The sequence below is a fragment of the Listeria sp. PSOL-1 genome (genome assembly GCF_902806445.1).
Lineage (GTDB): Bacteria > Bacillota > Bacilli > Lactobacillales > Listeriaceae > Listeria.
Map to the genome: position 1 here is coordinate 1,743,807 of NZ_LR760298.1, position 20,615 is coordinate 1,764,421.

Annotated in this window: 21 protein-coding genes; 1 reads left to right on the plus strand and 20 read right to left on the minus strand. The window is 37.2% G+C overall.

Annotated features, from left to right (window positions below; all coding sequences use genetic code 11):
• Positions 1-54: 54 nt before the first annotated feature.
• From thrB to G6Q10_RS08505, 16 genes are all read right to left on the minus strand, one after another.
• Positions 55-927, minus strand: coding sequence for a homoserine kinase (thrB, locus tag G6Q10_RS08435; protein ID WP_163655065.1), 873 nt, complete (start codon positions 925-927; stop codon positions 55-57).
• Positions 924-1,979: a threonine synthase gene (gene thrC, locus G6Q10_RS08440; protein ID WP_163655067.1), complete on the minus strand. Its 1,056-nt coding sequence runs from the start codon at positions 1,977-1,979 to the stop codon at positions 924-926. The genes thrB and thrC overlap by 4 nt, the downstream gene beginning before the upstream one ends.
• A gap of 2 nt (positions 1,980-1,981) precedes the next feature.
• Positions 1,982-3,271, minus strand: coding sequence for a homoserine dehydrogenase (locus tag G6Q10_RS08445; RefSeq protein WP_163655069.1), 1,290 nt, complete (start codon positions 3,269-3,271; stop codon positions 1,982-1,984).
• A gap of 150 nt (positions 3,272-3,421) precedes the next feature.
• Positions 3,422-3,670, minus strand: a complete 249-nt coding sequence (locus G6Q10_RS08450) for a type B 50S ribosomal protein L31 (RefSeq protein ID WP_163655071.1) — start codon at positions 3,668-3,670, stop codon at positions 3,422-3,424.
• Positions 3,671-3,773: 103 nt separating this feature from the next.
• Entirely contained in the window at positions 3,774-5,045 is a 1,272-nt protein-coding gene (gene rho, locus G6Q10_RS08455) for a transcription termination factor Rho (RefSeq protein ID WP_163655073.1), read from the minus strand.
• A gap of 94 nt (positions 5,046-5,139) precedes the next feature.
• Positions 5,140-6,411 carry a UDP-N-acetylglucosamine 1-carboxyvinyltransferase gene (locus G6Q10_RS08460; protein WP_163655075.1) on the minus strand — a complete coding sequence of 424 codons (1,272 nt, stop codon included), beginning with the start codon at positions 6,409-6,411 and terminating at the stop codon, positions 5,140-5,142.
• Between the two features lie 88 nt (positions 6,412-6,499).
• On the minus strand, positions 6,500-7,564 hold the full coding sequence (locus G6Q10_RS08465) for a lysylphosphatidylglycerol synthase transmembrane domain-containing protein (RefSeq protein WP_163655076.1): 1,065 nt from the start codon (positions 7,562-7,564) through the stop codon (positions 6,500-6,502).
• Between the two features lie 4 nt (positions 7,565-7,568).
• On the minus strand, positions 7,569-8,594 hold the full coding sequence (locus tag G6Q10_RS08470; protein ID WP_163655078.1) for a glycosyltransferase family 4 protein: 1,026 nt from the start codon (positions 8,592-8,594) through the stop codon (positions 7,569-7,571).
• Positions 8,587-9,861: a glycosyltransferase family 4 protein gene (locus G6Q10_RS08475; protein ID WP_163655080.1), complete on the minus strand. Its 1,275-nt coding sequence runs from the start codon at positions 9,859-9,861 to the stop codon at positions 8,587-8,589. The genes G6Q10_RS08470 and G6Q10_RS08475 overlap by 8 nt, the downstream gene beginning before the upstream one ends.
• A 352-nt stretch (positions 9,862-10,213) precedes the next feature.
• Positions 10,214-11,068 (minus strand): class II fructose-1,6-bisphosphate aldolase, encoded by an 855-nt coding sequence (gene fba / locus G6Q10_RS08480; protein ID WP_163655082.1) that lies wholly within the window; start codon positions 11,066-11,068, stop codon positions 10,214-10,216.
• 259 nt (positions 11,069-11,327) lie between these two features.
• Positions 11,328-12,923 (minus strand): CTP synthase, encoded by a 1,596-nt coding sequence (locus G6Q10_RS08485; protein ID WP_163655084.1) that lies wholly within the window; start codon positions 12,921-12,923, stop codon positions 11,328-11,330.
• A gap of 292 nt (positions 12,924-13,215) precedes the next feature.
• Positions 13,216-13,734: a DNA-directed RNA polymerase subunit delta gene (rpoE, locus tag G6Q10_RS08490; protein ID WP_163655086.1), complete on the minus strand. Its 519-nt coding sequence runs from the start codon at positions 13,732-13,734 to the stop codon at positions 13,216-13,218.
• A 127-nt stretch (positions 13,735-13,861) separates the two neighbouring features.
• Positions 13,862-14,011 (minus strand): hypothetical protein, encoded by a 150-nt coding sequence (locus tag G6Q10_RS10045; RefSeq protein WP_197914090.1) that lies wholly within the window; start codon positions 14,009-14,011, stop codon positions 13,862-13,864.
• A 115-nt stretch (positions 14,012-14,126) separates the two neighbouring features.
• Complete coding sequence (argS, locus tag G6Q10_RS08495) at positions 14,127-15,794, minus strand: arginine--tRNA ligase (RefSeq protein ID WP_163655088.1); 1,668 nt, start codon at positions 15,792-15,794, stop codon at positions 14,127-14,129.
• A complete protein-coding gene (locus G6Q10_RS08500) occupies positions 15,791-16,246 on the minus strand; it encodes a YwiB family protein (RefSeq protein ID WP_163655090.1) in 456 nt (151 codons plus the stop codon). The genes argS and G6Q10_RS08500 overlap by 4 nt, the downstream gene beginning before the upstream one ends.
• Positions 16,247-16,322: 76 nt before the next feature.
• Positions 16,323-16,976 carry a site-2 protease family protein gene (locus G6Q10_RS08505; RefSeq protein ID WP_163655092.1) on the minus strand — a complete coding sequence of 218 codons (654 nt, stop codon included), beginning with the start codon at positions 16,974-16,976 and terminating at the stop codon, positions 16,323-16,325.
• Between the two features lie 76 nt (positions 16,977-17,052).
• Between G6Q10_RS08505 and G6Q10_RS08510 the strand changes: the two genes are divergently transcribed.
• A complete protein-coding gene (locus tag G6Q10_RS08510) occupies positions 17,053-17,238 on the plus strand; it encodes a 2-hydroxymuconate tautomerase (RefSeq protein WP_163655094.1) in 186 nt (61 codons plus the stop codon).
• Between the two features lie 34 nt (positions 17,239-17,272).
• On the opposite strand, the gene G6Q10_RS08515 is transcribed toward G6Q10_RS08510, so the two are convergent.
• The 4 genes from G6Q10_RS08515 to G6Q10_RS08525 form a co-directional block, all read right to left on the minus strand.
• Positions 17,273-18,595 (minus strand): HD domain-containing protein, encoded by a 1,323-nt coding sequence (locus G6Q10_RS08515; RefSeq protein ID WP_163655096.1) that lies wholly within the window; start codon positions 18,593-18,595, stop codon positions 17,273-17,275.
• 15 nt (positions 18,596-18,610) lie between these two features.
• Positions 18,611-19,447, minus strand: a complete 837-nt coding sequence (locus tag G6Q10_RS08520; RefSeq protein ID WP_305068099.1) for a lipoyl-[GcvH]:protein N-lipoyltransferase — start codon at positions 19,445-19,447, stop codon at positions 18,611-18,613.
• 170 nt (positions 19,448-19,617) lie between these two features.
• The gene (locus G6Q10_RS10170; RefSeq protein WP_370519531.1) at positions 19,618-19,815 is read right to left on the minus strand and encodes a hypothetical protein; all 198 of its coding nucleotides are present in this window, start codon (positions 19,813-19,815) and stop codon (positions 19,618-19,620) included.
• A gap of 172 nt (positions 19,816-19,987) precedes the next feature.
• Positions 19,988-20,602, minus strand: a complete 615-nt coding sequence (locus G6Q10_RS08525; protein WP_163655100.1) for a DUF1648 domain-containing protein — start codon at positions 20,600-20,602, stop codon at positions 19,988-19,990.
• Positions 20,603-20,615 lie beyond the last annotated feature (13 nt).

Sequence of the window (20,615 nt, forward strand, 5' to 3'; positions counted from 1 at the left end):
ATGTAAAAAAATAGCCCTGCATACGCAGAACTATCGTAAAAATTGACTTCTTCTTCAATCGTTTAATACCTCAGAACCACTTCCTTCAACACCAAGTTTAATAATTTTTCCTTGCTGCCCGTACTCTATTTGTAGTTTTTCCACAATTGTATCTGCTACTGTTCGTGAAGAAAAAATTAAAATCGTTGGTCCTGCGCCACTTAAACAAGCGGCATAAGCTCCTAAACTCTTTGTTAAACTCCGAATATGCTGTAAATCAGGTATAAGCTTTGCCCGGTAACGTTCGTGCCACATATCGCGTTCCATCATTTCACCAGCAAGCGGCATATCATTTTGTAAAATAGCGGCAATTAAGACATTGCTGATTGCACTTGCCTTAACAGCTTCTTGATAGAATAAATTTTCAGGCAACACAGCTCGGCTTTCTGAAGTGAGTAGTTCATGATCTGGAATATAAGCAATAATTTCACACGTAGGGAAAAGGTGACGGACATAAAAATCGGCTTCATCTAATTTTGCCCCGACAACGAAATTGCCAAAAACTGCTGGTGCAACATTATCTGGATGACCTTCAATCTTTGCAGCTAGCGTTACCTTATGTTCTTTAGATAAGTTTAACTTTCCTAAATAATTGGCCAACTCAATACCGGCAATAATTGCAGCTGAACTACTTCCAAGGCCTCGAGCTGCCGGGATATCACAGGTCATTTTTAAGTGATGTGGCTTTAATTCCGGCACAAGATTAAGTGCCGTTTGAATGATCAAATTATTCTTATCGTCCGGAATTTCCTTACCAAGTTCGTGGTCAATTCTCCACGCTTCACTAGTAGAAACAATCGCTATTGTTAAATAAAGCGTTAGGGCTAATCCACAAGAATCGAAGCCCGGACCAAGGTTAGCACTAGTGGCTGGTACACGGATTTTCATTGCACAATTTTCCCTGCATTTATTCTTGTTCTGATCGCTTCTAAATCTTGCGCTTTAAAAACATTTGTTTCATGGACAGACATAGCTGTATCTGAATCCTTTAAGCCATTTCCAGTAAAAACGCAAACAACTGTCTCACCTGGTTTAATTCTCCCTGATCGAACATGTTGAATGACACCTGCAAGAGAAGCCGCTGAACCGGGTTCGACAAAGATGCCATCTTGAGCTACTTTTTTATAAGCAGCAACAATCTCTTTATCTGTGACTGAATGGATATAGCCGCCAGATTCATCGCGGGCAGCTGTTGCCAAATGCCAACTTGCTGGGTTGCCGATACGAATCGCTGTGGCAATCGTCTCGGGATTTTTAATGGGGACTCCTTTGACAATCGCCGCTGCTCCTTCTGCTTCAAAACCGTGCATACGCGGTAGCCCTGTCTTATGTTTTTGATCCCATTCTTTAAACCCTTTCCAATACGCTGAAATGTTCCCTGCATTCCCAACCGGAATCGCCAAGACATCAGGTGCACATCTAAGCTGTTCACAAATTTCAAATGCAGCTGTTTTTTGCCCTTCTAAACGATATGGATTGACTGAATTGACAAGTGTCACAGCTTCTTTTTCAGCCAGCTGTCTGACTGCTTCAAGTGCCTCATCAAAATTTCCTGAAATAGCAATGATTTCAGCACCGTACATGACTGCTTGAGCTAATTTTCCAAGTGCCACTTTGCCATCTGGAATGACAATATATACTTTCATCCCAAGCCTAGCTCCGTAAGCTGCAGCAGATGCCGACGTGTTGCCAGTTGAAGCACAAATAATCGCTTCTGCACCCTCCTCTTTAGCTTTTGCCACAGCCATAACCATCCCTCGATCTTTAAAGGAACCAGTAGGATTAAGCCCTTCGTATTTTCCATATAGAGTGACGCCTAGCTCATCCGATAAATGTGGTAAAAAAATAAGCGGCGTATTTCCTTCTGCTAACGAAAGTGGTGGTGTATTTTCTGTTATCGGCAAATATTCTTTATATTCTCTAAGCAATCCATCATACATCGTTATACCTCCACAACTGAATAATTCGTAATTAATTTAATTTCGGGTTCTTGCTTTGTTCGCTTCAAAGCTTTTTCTAACTGCGCTTTACTTGTCACATGTGTAATAATAACGACCGTTGCGGTATATTCATCAAAAGGTTTTTGCAAAATTTTATCAAAACCGACACCTGCTTCGGCAAAAATTTGTGTAAGCTTAAGAAAAGTTCCTGTTTTATCATTCATCTTAAGTCGCAAATAGTATTTAGAAAAAATTTGTTCATCTGGTGTATACTTTGTTTCATGTTTAAAATTATTAAAGGCATTTCCCGTTGTTCCCAAGCGAATATTTTTAGCAGCGATAATTAAATCACTAACAACGCTTATTGCAGTCGGACCTTTGCCTGCTCCTGGACCATAAAACATCGTTTCACCAACCGCAGCTCCAGTTATAAAAACAGCATTATTTTCGTGATTAACGCCTGCTAGTGGATGTGCTTTGGCAAGTAAAGCTGGCCCAACATGTACACTCACTGTTTCATCACGTTCTTCTGCCAAACCGACAAGCTTTACTTGATAACCAAGTTGATCAGAAATGACAACATCTTGCGGTGAAATACCCCGAATTCCAGCTACCTTAACATCATCTAGCCTAACATTCATTCCAAATGCCAAGCGCGTTAAAATGACCATCTTATAAGCTGCATCAATACCATCCACATCATTTGTCGGATCAGCTTCAGCAAAACCTAAATTTTGTGCTTCTAGTAGTGCCTCTTCATATGTTTTTTGTTCTGTTGCCATTTTTGTTAACATGAAATTCGTTGTTCCGTTAACAATTCCCATTACTTTTTTAATTTTATCAGCAGCAAGGCTATTCACAATCGTTCGTAAAATTGGTACGCCTCCCGCCACACTTGCTTCATAAAAAAGATCGCATTGATTTTCCTGAGCAGCGGTTACAAGTTCATCTCCGTGGAGCGCGATTAAATCTTTATTTGCGGTCACAACTTGCTTTCCTGCTTTTAATGCACGTAAAATATATTCACGAGCGGTTGTAATACTACCCATCACCTCAACGACAACACCAATCTCAGGATCTTCTAATACCTCATCAGGATCTGTCGTCAGCTTTATACTTCCCGTTGTTTCATGACGACGTTTTTTTTCTAAATCTCTGACAAGGACTGTTTTGATCGCAATTTCATAGCCAGTAACTTGGCTAATCTTGCTCTTGTGTTCTTCTAAAATATGAACAACACCACTCCCAACTGTTCCAAAACCGAGCACACCTACTTGTAATTTTTCTTTCAATTAGAAACCTCCCGTTTATTTTTCTATAATTACTATATTTCAGAAAAAAGTAATTAGTGTTATTATAGACATGCTCTGCTAGAAATGCAAACCCTTTTTTAACAAAATAAAAAAACACATCCAAATTGAAAAAGGATGTGCTTGTTATTGTTACGATTTGAGCCCGTATTTTTTTCTGAAACGATCGATACGACCATCTGCAGCCGCATGTTTTTGTTTACCAGTGTAGTGTGGGTGCGAATCAGAAGAGATTTCGACACGTATCAATGGATAAGAATTCCCATCTTCCCATTCAATTGTTTCTTCTGAATACTTCGTGGATCCTGATAAAAATTTAAACCCTGTACTAGTATCTTGAAAAACGACTTGGCGGTATTCCGGATGGATTCCAGCTTTCATTCCTTTTCAACTCCTTCGCCCTGAATCATCTGAAACAGAGTAATTAACTGCTAAGAGTACACAGTAGTACCATTATAACAAGGCTCAACTTGTTATGCAAGAGCTATTTTTTAAACATCTCTTGCTGCAATAAATCATGAAATGCTTCATTATCATTTGTTTTCTTTATATAACGAATAAAGCGCTCCGTCATCTCTAACCCATCACCTTGAAGTGGAATAATTTTACGAATTCTCCAGAGCTGTTCCAATTTGTCTTTTGGTAAAAGCAACTCCTCTTTCCTCGTTCCAGAGCGACGAATATCAATGGCCGGAAAGATACGCCGTTCAGCAAGCTGGCTGTCCAAATGAAGTTCCATATTCCCTGTGCCTTTAAACTCTTCGTAAATCACATCATCCATTCGCGAACCCGTATTAACTAACGTTGTCGCTAAGATCGTCAAACTACCGCCTTCTTCAATATTACGTGCAGCTCCAAAAAACCGCTTTGGTCGATGAAAAGCTGCCGGATCAATCCCACCTGATAAAGTTCTTCCACTAGGTGGGATAATAAGGTTGTAAGCACGTGCAAGACGTGTAATGCTATCCATTAAGATAATGACATCGCGCTTTTGTTCCACTAGACGCATCGCTCGTTCAAGCACTAATTCTGCTACTTTAATATGGTTTTCTGGCACTTCATCAAATGTTGAACTCGCTACATCGGCAGAAACAGAACGTTCGATATCTGTCACTTCTTCTGGACGCTCATCGATTAACAACACAATAAGCTCTGCCTCAGGATGATTTTTCGTGATAGAATTAGCAATTTCCTTTAATAAAATTGTTTTCCCAGCTTTTGGTGGCGCAACAATTAAACCACGTTGTCCAAAACCAATCGGGGCAATCATATCAACCATACGCATCGATGTCGGTGTTTTACCAGTAGCAAGTGTCATTTGTTTATCAGGATACAGTGGCGTCAGCCCAGGAAAATGAACACGCTCCTTCGCCACTTCTGGATTTTCTCCATTAACAGCAGCAACATGAAGCAAACCATAATAGCGTTCGTTATCTTTTGGTGGTCTAACTTTTCCAGAAACTTTATCGCCCGTTCGCAAATCAAAACGACGAATTTGGGATGCTGAAATATAAATATCTTCAGTGCTAGTAGAATAATTAATTGGGCGAAGAAAGCCAAAACCTTCTGTGGGAATAATTTCGAGGACACCTTCCATGAAGAAAAAACCTTCTTGTTCAGCGTTTGATTTAAGTAGCGCAAAAATGAGTTCTTTTTTTGTTAATTTGCTATAATAAGCAATTTTATGTTCTTTTGCAAGTGCATAAATCTCTTTGATTGTTAGACTTTCTAAATAAGCGATTGACAAGTTCGCCATAGAGTAACCCCCTTTTCTATATTTTACTACAAAAAGTAAGCATGTTTCCTATTCTCATAAGTCTTTATCGATAGAAAAACATCCTCACTTTTTGTCAATGAATAAAAGTTTCGGTCGATTTTTTCTTGATGTCCGCTCCAATAGATGTCAATTTTTCGATAATTCGGCTATAACCACGTTCGATATGGTGGATCTCCGCGATTTCAGTTTGACCACTTGCAAGTAAACCCGCAATCACAAGAGCCGCACCTGCACGTAAATCTGTTGCCTTCACTTTTGTACCCTGCAAGTCAGTTTTCCCCATAATAATGGCAGAGCGTCCCTCCATCTTAAAGCAGCCTCCCATGCGTTCAAGCTCAGCAATTTGTTTAAAACGACTCGGGTAAATCGTATCTGTTACAATACTGTTCCCTTCTGCTTGAGTTAAAAGCGCTGTTAATGGTTGTTGCAAATCTGTTGGGAAACCAGGATACGTATAGGTTTTAACGTCTATTCTTTTCAAACGGTCGGCCTCACCAATAAAAACAGCATCCTCGCCCATTTCAATGGGGACGCCCATTTCGCTTAATTTTGCTTGAATGCCTTCTAGGTGATCAGGAATAATGTTTTCGATCCGTATCCCTTTTCCAACGGCTGCTGCAAGAATCATATAAGTCCCTGCCTCAATACGATCAGGAATAATTGTATGATGACATCCCGTTAGTTTTTCTACACCTTTAATTCGGATTGTATCTGTTCCAGCACCTTTAATATTAGCGCCCATATTATTTAATAATGTTGCAACATCAATAATTTCAGGCTCTTTGGCAGCATTTTCAATAACTGTTTTTCCTTTAGCTAAAACAGCTGCAAGCATGATATTAATGGTTGCGCCAACGCTTACTACATCAAGGTAAATACGCGCACCACGAAGTTCATTAGCACGCAAATAAATCGCACCTTGCTCATTCGTTACCTCTGCACCTAAAGCTTTAAAACCTTTAATATGTTGATCAATCGGACGTGGACCTAGATAACATCCTCCAGGAAGCCCGATAACAGCTTTTTTAAAACGACCTAACATTGCGCCCATTAAATAATAAGAAGCTCGTAATTTTTTTACATTGCCGCTTGGAAGTGGCATATCGACTAAATGACTTGGATCAATGATTGCTTTTTGTTGATCATGACGTACACTACCACCAAGTTCACCAATAATTTTATAAAGCGTGTGGACATCTAAAATATCTGGCAATCCTTCAATAACCACTTCTGATTCAGCTAAAATGGCTGCTGGAATTAGAGCAACTGCACTATTTTTAGCGCCATCAACCGATATTGTACCGGAAAGCTTCCGCCCACCATTAATAAATAACTTTTCTGACATGTTTATCCTTCTTTCTTATCGGTCTTACTTATTATTATCGCTGAATTTAATTAATTATGCAATAGGGGCTATGAATCAAGTTCTTTACTTAATGAATGAGGTTATTTCCGAGGGACTTTTTTATCGTTTTCCGCTTTAAAACCGTTCTTTTATCACGGATCATTAATGCGATCCCACCAAAGATAATACAGCTATAGTAGGTGATAATCCGCCAGATTAAAAGAGCAGTAAGCAATTTAACCGACGACATAAATCCAGTTAGAAGAAGCGTAAAGGTATATTCTGCACCTCCTGACCCACCTGGCGTAGGCATTACTGTTGCAAACATCATAATAAACGCATGAAACGTAATTGCCATATACAAGCTTACATCATGCACGCCTATTCCAATCAAAATAAAATAAGGAATCGTGAAATAAATCCAAAGCTGCAATGTTGTATAAAAACTTGCTTTAAAAATGATCTTTCTATCTTTACTAATGCGCTCTATTTCGACATGAAAAGAAGCAATTTTCTCATCGATAAGCTGCTTCATTCGATTAGACCGCTCTTTTTTTATTACCCAAGCGATAGGGATAAATAAGAAATGAACAATTTTAGTTGTCACTCTTTGGCTTTTAGCAACAAAAATCAACCCTACAATCACAGCTGAGTGTACAAGGAAACCAGTTATTACTAAAAATTTCACTTGAATAACATCTGTCATTAAATAATGAAAGCCAAAAATCAGCACCACAATAAAATTAATAACAATCATCGCCTGATAAATAATAAATTTAATTAATAAAACAGAACTAGCCGCCCCTGCGTCCATCCCTTGCCTTGTTAGCATAAAAAGTTGTGCCGGCTGTCCACCTGTTTGCATTGGCGTAATCATATTGAAGAATTGCCCACCCATTGTAATCCTAAATGATGAGAAAAAATGCTGATCTGGCTTAGAAGGTTTTACTGTATTATGCAACACAATCGCTTCAAAAATCCATGAAAAAGCCATGCAGATAAAAGCGATCAGGATCCACCATAAATTGACATGTTCTAGGTCTTTTAAGAAACTATGCAGTTTGACATCACGAAATTGCCACACAATGTAGCCAATACTGATCACAAGGATAATAAATATATTAAACGTGTTTCTGCGCGCACTTCGATTCATAAATTTATTCACCTTCCACTTGTTTCAGATAAAAATCACGCCAAATTGTAGTTAAACGGTCTTCAGAATAGTATTTAGCGCCTCTATTCGCTTTTTCTGAGCACTCATGATAATAACTAGTCTCATTTTTTAAGCGTTTGATTTCAGCAATAAATCCTTTATTATCTATAGCTTTCGTATAATAACCAGACAAAATCTCTTCATATAATTCCAAATCACGTAATAAAATAGGGAGTCCTGTACTCATTCCTTCAAGAATTGCCATTGGAAAAAGTTCATTATACGATGGCATAAAAAATACATCCGCCAGATTAAAACAACGATTCATCTCTGACCGCTCAATAATTCCAATAAATTTCACATTGGCAGGAGGGTTATCACAAATTTTTTTAAGCTCATCATAGCCAGATGTTATTTTACCAAAAGAAAAACCACCTGCCCAGACAAACTCAACATCTGGTAATTCTTTTGCTACTGCAATAAAATCAAGAACGCCTTTACGATGCTGGATTTGCCCCACACCAAGAACAACAAAAGCATCTTCTCTAATGCCATATTTTGCACGAATACTATTTTTTTCAGATTGAGTCATTGGATAAAAAGTGTTTTTAGAAACAAAATTGGGGATATAATGGATTTTTTCTTCAGGTATATGATAAGCAGCTAATTTAGGAATAAAAGAAGGATTAACAACAACGATTTCATCCATCCTTTTATAAAAAGAAATTAAATATTTATAAAAAACAGTACGGGCAATCCATGGTAATTTTAAACTTCCTTCCAATGTCTCTGGGAGGAAGTGTACATAACCAATGCGAACGCCACGCGACGCTTTTTTAAATGTTGATAAATAAAATGGGAAATCAACCGTATGATAATGCGTTATATCTGCTTTTCCCCATTGATTAATCTTCATTTCGATATCACTTTTCAAACGTTCTTCAACTAGATTGACTAATTCACGATAAGCAGATGCTACACCTTGTCCTTTTACTTTTTCCGCCGAAGAAAGCATCGTTAGCTTAATCACGTCTTGATGACCTTCCTTTCCTTACATGCGTATTTGATGAAATGGAAAAAACTTGAGAAGCCACCTTACTACGAATAAGCGTTGACTTCATCTTCATTGACTTTTTATTTTTAACATGTGACTTTCCCACTTCTGTATATAAATTTGCAACGTTTTTACCAAATTGTCCAGCTGACAATGCGTTAACGAGCTCACGTCCATTTTGAGAAACTTTTTCTGCAATATCTGGATGCGTTAAAATAAAGCATAAACGCTCAGCTAGATCTTGATCATTTTCAAATAAAAAGGCTGTTTGATTATCATCTAAAATATCTTCAATGCTTTCATCTTGTTTAGCCAATACAGGGCGATTTGAAGCCATTGCCTCGAAGTATGTCAACCCTTGTGTTTCTGAAGTTGAAGCACTAACAAACAGATCCCCTAATTGATAGTAACTACCGATCTCATTCCAGTTCACAGCACCTGTAAAAATAATCTGTTTTTCAAGTCCCATGTCTAAAACACTTTGCATCAGTTCTTTTCTAATTGGGCCATCTCCTACGATCACTAATTTAGCATTTGGTAATCTTTTAAGTACTTGTGGCATGGCATCAATTGTAGCGTTAATATTTTTTTCATAAGCAATTCGTCCAAGAGAAAGAATAACTTGTTCATTGGGTTGAATCCCTAAATTTAACTTGATTTCAACAATCTTTTCATTAGGAACTGGCTCGAATGCGTCGATATCAACTCCAGTTGGAATTGTGTAAATCAATTTGTTCAGCCCACAATCCTCAAGGTGATGCTTCACTTTTTGAGTAGGTGCGATAAGAGCGTCATAACTGTCACAGAAAGAGCGCGTCATTTTCTTCACCATACTTGGCGTTAAAATTTTTCCATTGGCGATATAATGTAAGTAATCAACATACATTGTATGGTAAGTATGGATAGATGGGATATTATACTTCTTAGCAATCTTCTTGCCCAATAGGCCTAAAGAAAATTCAGTATGTGTATGAATAACATCCAAATTAAGTTCACCGACAAGCCGAATGAATTTGTTCATCCCAGCAACAGCGATTCTTCTTTCAGGAAAGAACACAAACGGAATACTTGGCAGACGAAATACTCTGCCTTCTTCACTGCTTCTATCAGCATTAGGATCGGTAGTGGTAAAAATATATACATTATGCCCTTGTTTTCGTAGTTCTTTTTCTAATATCATTATGGATGTTGCTACTCCACTAATTTGTGGGCTGTAGGTATCGGTAAACATTCCTATATTCATGACTATCCCTACTCTCTTTCCTTGTTGAATCACTCATCTTTAAATTATTACTCTATTACCCGAATTACGCAACTTTAATTATGCTTGAAATCATGTAAAAGAGCATACGCCTGAGGAATGATTTTTATTAAGTTTATTTAAAAAACGTTTTCCATAAAAAAAGCCGCAAGTCAGGATTCCTGCTGCTCAGTTTAACTTTATTTTCTCTTCTTCTTTATCATAACATATTATTATCGATTAGGATAATGAAGAAATTATGATGTGCTGTTGTTTTTAGTTATCGAAAATTCAGCTCTTTTATTTCAATATAAAAAAGACGAGCGTAGACGCCCGTCTTCTATCAAAATTCAGCTTAGGCTTGACCGTTAGAGCCGAATTCTTGCATTTTTTCTTTCACTGTTTTAATGATTGCATCGACACCAGGACCGATGACTTTACGCGGATCATAAACATTCGCATCAGCAGCTAATTTTTCACGAACAGCTTTAGTCCAAACGATTTGGCACTCAGTGTTTACGTTAATTTTGCTATGACCTAATTCGATTGCTTTTTTAATTTGATGCTCAGGAATGCCAGAACCACCATGAAGTACAAGTGGCGCACCAGTAAGCTCGGAAATTTCTTTCATTTCATCAAAGCCAAGTTTTGGCTCTCCGCTATAAGGTCCATGAACAGAACCAAGAGCAGCTGCTAGGGCATCGATGTTTGCTTCTTTAACAACGCGTAGACATTCTTTAGGATCTGCATAGCTAATTCCACCTGTAACACCGTCTTCAGTACCACCAACAGTTCCAACCTCTGCCTCTACAGAAACACCTTTTTCATGAGCGTAATCAACTACTTTTTTAGTCATTTCTATGTTTTCATCAATTGGATGATGAGAACCATCGATCATCACAGAAGAGAAACCTGCATCAATTGCTGCTTTACAAGATTCAAAGCTTGAACCATGGTCTAAATGAATAGCAACAGGCACGGTAATTTTTAAATCGTGGACAAGTCCTTCAACCATTTTCACAACAGTTGTAAATCCACCCATATATTTAGCAGCACCTTCTGATACTCCTAAAATCACTGGAGATTTTTCAGCTTCAGCAGCTTTTAAAATGGCTTGCGTCCATTCAAGATTGTTGATGTTGAATTGTCCCACGGCATATTTGTTGGCTAAAGCTTTGTCTAGCATACCCTTCATACTAACGATAGGCATAATACAATTTCCTCCCTCAGGAATTTAAAGAAACGTTCTGCTTCTTTAAGTTGATTTTTTGAATTTCCGCCGCGAAAAATAGCGATAGCTACTTTTCCCTAACATGACTATAATAACAGATTTGCTCACCTTTTACCATAGAAGTTAATGATTATTTTATGGAAGCGCTTTATCATTTAAATTAGTATTTTTAACCTATTAAAACGAGCATAAATGAAATAAATCGAGCTGACTTATTTCATTTATGCTCCTCACATCATTATTTTCTTAAAGCTGCCTCAATAAAGTCTTTAAACAAACTTTGTGGTCGATTTGGACGTGAAACAAATTCTGGATGATATTGACAAGCAACAAACCAAGGATGATCCTTCAGTTCAACAACCTCAACTAAACGTCCATCCGGGCTTGTAGCAGAAACAACCATCCCCGCCGCCTCCATTTGTTCTCGGTAATCATTATTAAATTCATAGCGATGACGATGACGCTCTTCAACCAATGATTTATCGTAAGCTTTAGCCGTTTTTGTTCCCTCTTTGATATGCGCTGGATAAAGTCCCAAACGCAGCGTTCCACCCATGTTTTCGATGTTTTTTTGATCTGCTAGCAAATCAATGATATTATGTGGGGTTTCAGGAGCAATTTCAGCGGAATGAGCATCTTTTAATCCCAGTACATTACGTGCAAATTCAACAGTAGCAAGCTGCATCCCTAAGCAAATACCAAAATAAGGTACTTTCTTTTCGCGCGCATATTGGATAGCAACTAATTTCCCTTCGATTGCCCGATCACCAAATCCACCTGGGACAAGAATTCCATCAGCATTTCCAAGTATTTCAGAAACATTTTCTAAGGTTACTTTTTCAGAATCAATCCAGTCAATTATAATATCTGTATTGTGAGCATATCCCGCATGTCTTAAAGCTTCAACAACAGACAAATATGCATCTTGCAAGGAAACGTATTTACCAACAAGTGCAATACGTACTTTTTTAGTCAAGTTTTTTACACGATGAACTAAATCATTCCATTCAGTCATATCAGCAGGCGCAGCATCTAATTCTAAATGATCTAACACAATTTGATCCATTTTTTGAGCTTGGAGTGAAAGAGGTACATTGTAAAGCGTATCTTCATCACGCGCTTCGATAACCTCAGAAGCTTTAATATCGCAAAACAAGGCAATTTTCTCTTTCATTTCCTGGGATACAGGGTGCTCAGTACGCACAACGATAATATTTGGTTGAATGCCTAAGCTGCGTAATTCTTTTACACTGTGTTGTGTTGGCTTTGTTTTCATCTCACCAGCAGCTTTAATATATGGAATTAACGTTGTATGAATATAAAGGACGTTTTTAGCACCTACATCACTTTTAATTTGCCTGATAGCTTCTAAAAATGGCAGCGATTCAATATCTCCGACTGTACCACCAATTTCTGTAATAATAATATCAGAATTTGTCATTCGTGCAGCACGAAAAACTCGATCTTTAAGTTCATTTGTAATATGTGGAATAACTTGCACTGTCCCGCCTAAGTAGTCTCCGTGACGTTCTTTTTTTATCACTTCGGAGTAAACTTTTCCAGTTGTCACATTACTATATTTATTGAGGTTGATATCAATAAATCGTTCATAGTGCCCAAGGTCCAAATCTGTTTCCGCGCCGTCATCTGTCACAAACACTTCCCCGTGCTGGTAAGGACTCATTGTTCCAGGATCTACATTGATATACGGATCAAACTTTTGAATCGTTACACTTAAACCTCTATTTTTTAATAAACGTCCAAGTGAAGCTGCTGTAATCCCTTTTCCAATAGATGAAACTACGCCACCTGTTACAAAAATATACTTTGTCATTGTCCAAAAACTACTCCTTTCGTTTAAAAACATACAATTATTTCATTCTTTCGGGGGAATTTGACTAGCAAAAAGTTCCTTATAAATAAAATTACCAAATGCAAAAATAACAAATTTCATCTGCATTTGGCCGTCTGACACTTACTCATCAGATGTTATCCCAAAATGAAAAAAAGCTCCCACTTATTTAAAAGCAAGGGAGCTATTCTAAACGTAACTACTTGTCCCTTTCAACTAAGGGAGCCCAAATAAAATACTACCTAGGAAAGGGGAAGAAGTCAAGTATTAATTTCTATTCTTCTTCTGGATCTTCTGTATAATCACCATTACTGTAATCGTCTTCTACTGTAGCAAGGTCTCCTTCGATACCATCTGGAAGGTGATCATCCACATCTTCGTCTTCATCGACTAAACTATCAGAAAGAGTTACTTCTTCTTCACCAAGTTCTTCTACTTCTTCTTCCGTGTAATCGACATCATCAGCGAGCAACTCATCTATGTCTTGTTCGTCATCATCACTTTTTTTCGATTGTGTTTGCACTTCTTCATCAATTGCATCAATAGGATACCATGAACGAAGTCCCCATGTATTGTTACCAAGGGAAATAAAATTTCCGTCGATATTCATATCTGTATAAAATTGAACAAGGCGCTCTTTCATTTCATCGTCACTAAGTCCAAAAAATGCTTCGATTTCTTTCACGAGCGTAGGAAAAGAAATAACTTCTCGATGCTCTTCTAAAATGTAGTGAGCAACTTCAATTAAAGATAATTCTCCTCGTTCCTCTTGCGATAACTTACTTAAATCCAAAGCTGGCACGCCCTTTCTTATATTATCCGATTTATTTTTTTATTGCTTAAATAGTTTATTTTTATCTAACTTCACTATTTTACATGTTATCACTGGCAAGCACAACCTAAAATGTCTAAATTCTCACCTAATTTTGTTTAACGATTTTGTAACCGATGTAAAAGAAAAGAATGGCCATTAATAAAATCGGAATTGAACCTAACTGGTAATTATATAAAACATAGATTGCGATGCAGAGAAACACAAAAAGCAACGTCAAAATTAATAATCGCTTCATTTGTTGTTCTCCTCATTTTTAAAATGCCTCTGTTTGTTTAACTTTAGTACATTTTATGAGCCACGTCAATGACTAACATTTTCAAAATGCTGCTAACGTTCCTTGTATGTTTTCATTACATTTTTTCTGGAGCAGAAACACCTAACAGTTGCAATCCATTTTTAAGTGTAATTTGAGCTGCTTGAATCAATCCTAACCGAGCTTTTGAAATTTCTTGCTCATTTTGATCCAATACTTTGTTGGTATTATAAAACCTATGGAAAGCGGCTGCTAGATCATTTAAGTAGCGAACAATGCGATGTGGCGCTCTTTTATCGGCTGCTTCGGCAACAACATCAGGAAACTCCCCGATGACTTTTAATAAATCAAATTCTGTTTCAGCGTTTAATAAATCTAAATCAGCTTCAATCTCTACTTTTAACCCAAGCTCCATTCCCGAACGCAAGATACTTGAGATCCGAGCATGAGCATACTGAACGTAATACACTGGGTTTTCATTTGATGTTGATTTAGCTAATCCCATATCAAAATTCATATGTGTATCTGAACTGCGCATGGCGAAGAAATAACGCGTAGCATCAAGCCCGACTTCTTCTATCAAGTCGCGCATCGTTACAGATTTACCGGTCCGTTTACTCATTTTAACTTGTTCACCATTTTCATAAAGATGAACAAGCTGGATAATTTCAACTTCTAATTGTTTTGGTTCATAGCCAAGTGCTTCGATTGCTGCACGCATCCGTGGAATATATCCATGATGATCCGCTCCCCAAATATCAATCAAAATATCATAACCACGTTCAAATTTATCTAAATGATATGCAATATCAGGTAAGAAATAAGTATAGCTTCCATCAGATTTAATCAATACTCGGTCTTTATCATCGCCAAAATCGGTCGTTCGTAGCCATGTTGCCCCGTCCTGTTCAAAGACGTACCCATTTTCGCGTAGCTTTTCTAGTGCTGGCAAAATTTTAGTTTCTTCGTATAAACTAGTTTCTGAAAACCAACGATCAAAATGAACCCGAAATTCCGCTAGATCTACTTCAAGTTTTTTCGTTTCGAAGGCAAGCGCATCTTTACGAAAAACTTGATGCCGTTCATTTTCTTCTGCATTAACATACTTATCCCCATACTTAGCCGCTAATTCTTTTCCAAGTTGAATAATGTCTTTTCCATGATAACCATCTTCTGGAAAAGGTCTTTCAAGTCCAAGCGCTTCAAAATAACGTGCTTCAGCTGAAAGCACTAAATTGTTAATCTGATTCCCTGCATCATTGATATAGTATTCTCGAAAAACATCATATCCCGCCATCGCTAAAATATTCGCTAATGAATCTCCAATTGCAGCGCCTCGTGCATGACCAAGATGCAGGTCACCAGTTGGATTGGCAGAAACAAACTCCAATTGTATTTTTTCGTCATTTCCAAAATTTGAAGATCCATATGCTTCATGTGCCTGCAAAACTGTTGGAATAATTTCTGTTAAATAACGATTATCCATGAAAAAATTGATAAATCCTGGTCCTGCTATTTGGATATCTTTAATTAAACGCTTATTTGAAATCGCTTGTACAATAAGCGTTGCAATATCACGTGGCGCTTTCTTAACCACTCGAGCAAGCTGCATCGCAATATTAGTCGAATAATCGCCATGCGCCTTATCTTTTGGTACCTCTAACAAAATAGTAGGTATATCCTTTTCGGCAATGCCTGTTGCTGTAATCACTGCTTGCTTAATATACATAATTAAGTCATTCTGATTTTTTTGCATGGGGTTCATTCTTTACTTTCCTCCTCAATTCCGATCAGGACACTATAGGACCCGATGTATTCACCTGTATTTAACAAATCATATTGAAATGCTAGCTCTTTAAGGAATCCAACAGGTTCTTCTGCAAAGATTTCTTGACAAGATATGAGCTCCGATTCAAAAATTAGCTTACCTGCTTCAGAATGAATGGTTGCCGTGCTCCTTTTTCCATCTTTAAGAAAGTGCATACGCATATTTACTGCTCCGCTACGTAGTAATAGTAACTCTTTATCTGAAAGCTTAATAACCGTGCGAATAATTCCAGTTAGCTCCTTTTCTTCATAATGAAGATAGTAACTTCCCTCATCTTGATAAAAAACACCTGCGACAGTTGTTTCCGTTTTTTCCTCAGAATCCATCTGCCGAACAATGTTGGTAATATAAATTCTTACAGGTCTACGTACTTTACGAGAAGCGCTCATCTTGAGATTTACCCCCTTCATGACAGAAGATTAGACGCATTATATTATAGTGAAGTTTAGCGTGAAAAGCAACCAGCTAAAAGAGAATCATTTGAAAGATATCAACCATTCCTGTTAATAACGATGGGACTAAGATGTTAAATATTGGACCTATTGTAATATCATATAGTGGCGTAAGCGCAAGAATTAAAAAAATAAGGAAAGCATATTGCTCGAGTGGCTGAATTCGACTTTTCATTCGTTGTGTGAAAAATTCCGATACAACCTGATACCCATCAAGTGGGGGTAAGGGAATTAAGTTGAAAATAAACAAAACTATATTCAAGCGAATAAAAATATATAAAAAGCTAATTAATGCATCTCCTGACGTCGTATCAGTACCATTTGTAATAAAAACAAGCACACCAACTGCAATAAAAGCTAACAATAAATTGCTAATTGGACCTGCTAGCGATATAAACACGCTACCAAGACGGCGATGTTTTAATTTAAATCGATTTACAGGGGTTGGCCTTGCCCAACCAAAACCAGCAATAACTACCATGAGCAAGCCAATGATATCAACATGTACAAATGGATTGAGCGAAAGACGCCCTTCATTTTTTGCTGTGTCATCTCCAAAAGCTAGTGCTGTTAAAGCATGTGCCCATTCATGAAAGGAAAAAGCAATCAATAAAGAAATGATAAGATAAGGAAGTTCTTCTAAAGGATAAGCAAAAAATTGTGGCATAAGTCGTCCTTTCTATTTAACCAAATCAATTAAAATCTGATATAATATTTAAAAAATAGTAAAATGAGGTGAAAAAATGCCATTTGTAACAGTTCAATTCATTGAAGGTCGTTCTGATGAACAAAAAAGAGCGCTCGTCTCTGAAGTAACAGAAGTTGTTTCCAAAAATTTAAACGCACCAAAAGAACAAATCCACGTAATTCTTGAAGAAATGAAAAAAACAGATTACGGTGTAGCTGGTATTAGAAAATCTGATGAGTAAAAATGGCGAACGAGACTAGAATAAACTGGTCTCGTTATTTTCCTTTTAATTCATGCTGATAGATCAATTTAATAATCTCCTCAGCAATATCTGGAGCGATTCTGCCATTTTCAATGAAATCAAGCGGGTAATAAAGTTTGATATCTGTGCGAATTTTCCCACCGATTGATTCGACAATTGGGGATTCAGTGGAAAGTTCTTTTAATTCCCCACTATTCATAAGGAGCTGGATTGGCATTTTTCCAGAGCTCGCGCCAGGCTGATAGAGGTCATATGGTAAATCAGAAGATGAATCAATGACTAGATAATAAGTCGGGTTAATGTCTGCTTGCTCAAACAAGCCTTTTAACCGCGCATAAAATTCTGCGTCTCTAGATGGGTGGTAATTAACGTAACTTAACAAACGACGGTTTAAAAAACGCCGACATAAATCATTCAGTATTTCATCTGTTTCATTTTGCCAAACCATGAAATAATAAGTTAAGACCGTGTCATCCAAACATATATATTCGCTAAGAGTCACTTCCTGATTAAAAAAGGGAATGATTTCATGCGGATAACTAATAAATTCATAACCTGCACGGTAAAGCCTATTAGCTCGCTCCAAAATTTTCCAAAGGAGCACTTCTCCGCTCCGACTCACAGGATGAAAATAAACCTGTTGGTACATCTGATATCGACTCATTAAATAATCTTCTACTGCGTGCATACCAGAATACTTAATAATGACACCATTATCATCTGGACTTGGCCGAATAACTCGCAAAATCCGCTCAATATCAAAGTTCCCATAGCTCACTCCTGTATAGTAAGCATCCCTTAATAAGTAATCCATTCGATCCGCATCTAATTGGCTAGAAATTAATTTAACAAGTGTTTGGTTCGGATAATTTTTCTTAATAATAGCCGCCACTTTAAATGGAAAATCCTCACCACCACGTGCAAGCACATCTCTTATTTCTGTTTTCCCAGTGATCATCTCACATGTAAAATCCTCATGATCCGTTCCAAAAACTTTTTCAAAAGCGTGTGAAAAAGGTCCATGTCCTAAATCATGAAGAAGCGCCGCACAAAGCGCAATCAACCGTTCCTTTTTGTCCAACTTAAATTCTTGTGCAAAATTTTTATCAAGAACCTGGCGAACGATTTCATAAACACCTAATGAGTGATTAAAGCGACTATGCTCTGCACCATGAAATGTAAGCGATGTCGTCCCAAGCTGTCTGATTCTTCTTAGTCGTTGAAATTCTTTCGTATCAATCAAATCCCAAATCATCTGGTCCTTCACACGAACATAGCCATGTACCGGGTCTTTAAAAACCTTTTCTTCTGCTAATTGCAATTCTAAATAAGGCAAAATACCTCCTCCCCACTATTTTATTTTTTCATTTCTTAATACAATTCGTTCATAATACTCGGAAAATAAATCCAGCTCTTCTGCCGTTAGCGTCGCAGAATAAAGCTCGTCCGCATAAAAACGTAAACTGTTTAATAGCTTTAATACTATGTCATTAACGCTTAGATTCTCTGACAACAATTCTGATAATGTTCCCATCACTTCAGGTTTAACATCTGGAAAATGATATTTGTCTATCTCATCTTTTCCGCTAATTTCATAAAACTGGCGGATTAATTTCGCCCGCTCCTCTTGGTCTCCTGATATCCCAAGATAAATCTGGACAGCTACACCTTTAGCTAACCTTCGTTGTGAAATTCCAGCAAATTTTTTCCCAGAAATACTTAAATCATAACTGCCTGGACAATACGAATATTCTATTTCTTTTGCTTCAATGACTTCTGAGTAATCAGAAAACATATCTTTGATAAAAGTATACATTGTCTCATAACCGCGATTTATAGCAATTCCTCGCTCAGCATCACGAAATACAAGCGATAAATTCAGAATATCTGGATCAAGCACAACGGCTAAACCTCCTGAATTTCGGAGGACAACTTGATACCCTGCTTGCTGTAAAAAAGCAATTCCTTTAGCTAAATAGGGTAGCTTTGTATCTTGAATACCTAAAGAAACCGTTTTTTCATGCACCCACACGCGGGCGGTTGGCGGCTCTTTCTGTGCGCCTATCATCCGACACAAAGTATCATCTGTCGCATACGATCCAAGTGCGCTAAAAGCAGGATTAATTGTCGTCTGATCAATAAAACGCCATCTCGCTTGACGGAGTAATGTATTTTCAATTAGTGTCACGTTGCTTCCCCCACATTGCTTTTTTAATATTATAGCATAACTAATCATCGCTGTGGGAAAACGGCTTAAAGTTGCGTTTTTAAGACTAATACTAAATTTTATAAAGAAAACAAAAAAACCTGTTTTGCTTCACGCAAACAGGTCAAATATATGAAAGCTAGGGAGCTCTTTTACCAATCAAATTTATTTCGGCTGGAACGATGAGATCTAGAATCTTTACTCCAAATACGCCAAATGAGATATCCAATAATTCCTAAAACAATTATTGGGAAAAGGAAATGCAATGTTACACCAATAATGTTTAAAATAATATTTAAAGCTATTAGTCCTAGAACAATCGTTAGAAAAATCTTCATAAAGTCATTCATAATTGTCGCCTCGTTTCATCAATTTTTATATAAAACAACGGTTTAGCTGTCTCTCGCTAAACTTGATAAATCTATTATAAGCTTTCATTTCAAATGACAAAAAAGGCTGTAGGCTGAAAATTTATACACCAAAAGTCTTATTTTTAGAAAATCAACACCACCTTTTATGCTATTATTTTTTATTTAAATAGACTCCTGATCCGACAACAATCACACACATAGAAAGAAACAGTAACACCATGAAAACACTTGGATCGCTACGCATAAAAATCGCTAATACCAAACAAGAAAAACCAGAAACATGCAAAGTTACAATAGTTATCTTTTTCCATAAATTTTTTGCATAAGCGTTTACTTTCTTAAACCCAATCAATGTTAAAAAACGGAATATCCTTTTAGAATAAGATAAATAGGTTGCAAGAAGTACCATGAAAACACCTGCCACTATTAATGAAAATTGTCCTGTTGGAACTGAATAACCAAGCCCATACGTAATAATACTCAATTGCACAATAGCTAGTAAAATCAATAATACACGAAAACAATATTCAAATTCTAACCGGCCTTCCTGTTTAACTTGCTCTTTACCATAATATTCTGTTCCCGTGAAAATAATCATTAAAAATGGGATCGTAACAAGACCCAGCCATTTTTGGACAAACATGTCAGGAGAGAAATTTGAGCTAAAATGAACAGCAATTTCAGCTGGAAGTAGCGGATAAACCATTGCCGAAAACATAATCGTAAAAAAAATGATCATACTTGGAAATAAACCAATTTTCCTCATTTCTCTCACCTTC

Coding starts and splice junctions, on each gene's coding strand:
- thrC (WP_163655067.1), bottom strand. CDS start 1,979: ATGTATGATGGATTGCTTAGAGAATATAAAGAATATTTGCCGATAACA.
- G6Q10_RS08450 (WP_163655071.1), bottom strand. CDS start 3,670: ATGAAAGCTGGAATCCATCCGGAATACCGCCAAGTCGTTTTTCAAGAT.
- G6Q10_RS10045 (WP_197914090.1), bottom strand. CDS start 14,011: ATGAAGCGATTATTAATTTTGACGTTGCTTTTTGTGTTTCTCTGCATC.
- thrB (WP_163655065.1), bottom strand. CDS start 927: ATGAAAATCCGTGTACCAGCCACTAGTGCTAACCTTGGTCCGGGCTTC.
- rho (WP_163655073.1), bottom strand. CDS start 5,045: ATGGCGAACTTGTCAATCGCTTATTTAGAAAGTCTAACAATCAAAGAG.
- G6Q10_RS08465 (WP_163655076.1), bottom strand. CDS start 7,564: ATGAATCGAAGTGCGCGCAGAAACACGTTTAATATATTTATTATCCTT.
- G6Q10_RS08485 (WP_163655084.1), bottom strand. CDS start 12,923: ATGACAAAGTATATTTTTGTAACAGGTGGCGTAGTTTCATCTATTGGA.
- argS (WP_163655088.1), bottom strand. CDS start 15,794: ATGAACCCCATGCAAAAAAATCAGAATGACTTAATTATGTATATTAAG.
- G6Q10_RS08510 (WP_163655094.1), top strand. CDS start 17,053: ATGCCATTTGTAACAGTTCAATTCATTGAAGGTCGTTCTGATGAACAA.
- G6Q10_RS08500 (WP_163655090.1), bottom strand. CDS start 16,246: ATGAGCGCTTCTCGTAAAGTACGTAGACCTGTAAGAATTTATATTACC.
- G6Q10_RS10170 (WP_370519531.1), bottom strand. CDS start 19,815: ATGAATGACTTTATGAAGATTTTTCTAACGATTGTTCTAGGACTAATA.
- fba (WP_163655082.1), bottom strand. CDS start 11,068: ATGCCTATCGTTAGTATGAAGGGTATGCTAGACAAAGCTTTAGCCAAC.
- G6Q10_RS08475 (WP_163655080.1), bottom strand. CDS start 9,861: ATGAATATAGGAATGTTTACCGATACCTACAGCCCACAAATTAGTGGA.
- G6Q10_RS08460 (WP_163655075.1), bottom strand. CDS start 6,411: ATGTCAGAAAAGTTATTTATTAATGGTGGGCGGAAGCTTTCCGGTACA.
- G6Q10_RS08505 (WP_163655092.1), bottom strand. CDS start 16,976: ATGCCACAATTTTTTGCTTATCCTTTAGAAGAACTTCCTTATCTTATC.
- G6Q10_RS08525 (WP_163655100.1), bottom strand. CDS start 20,602: ATGAGGAAAATTGGTTTATTTCCAAGTATGATCATTTTTTTTACGATT.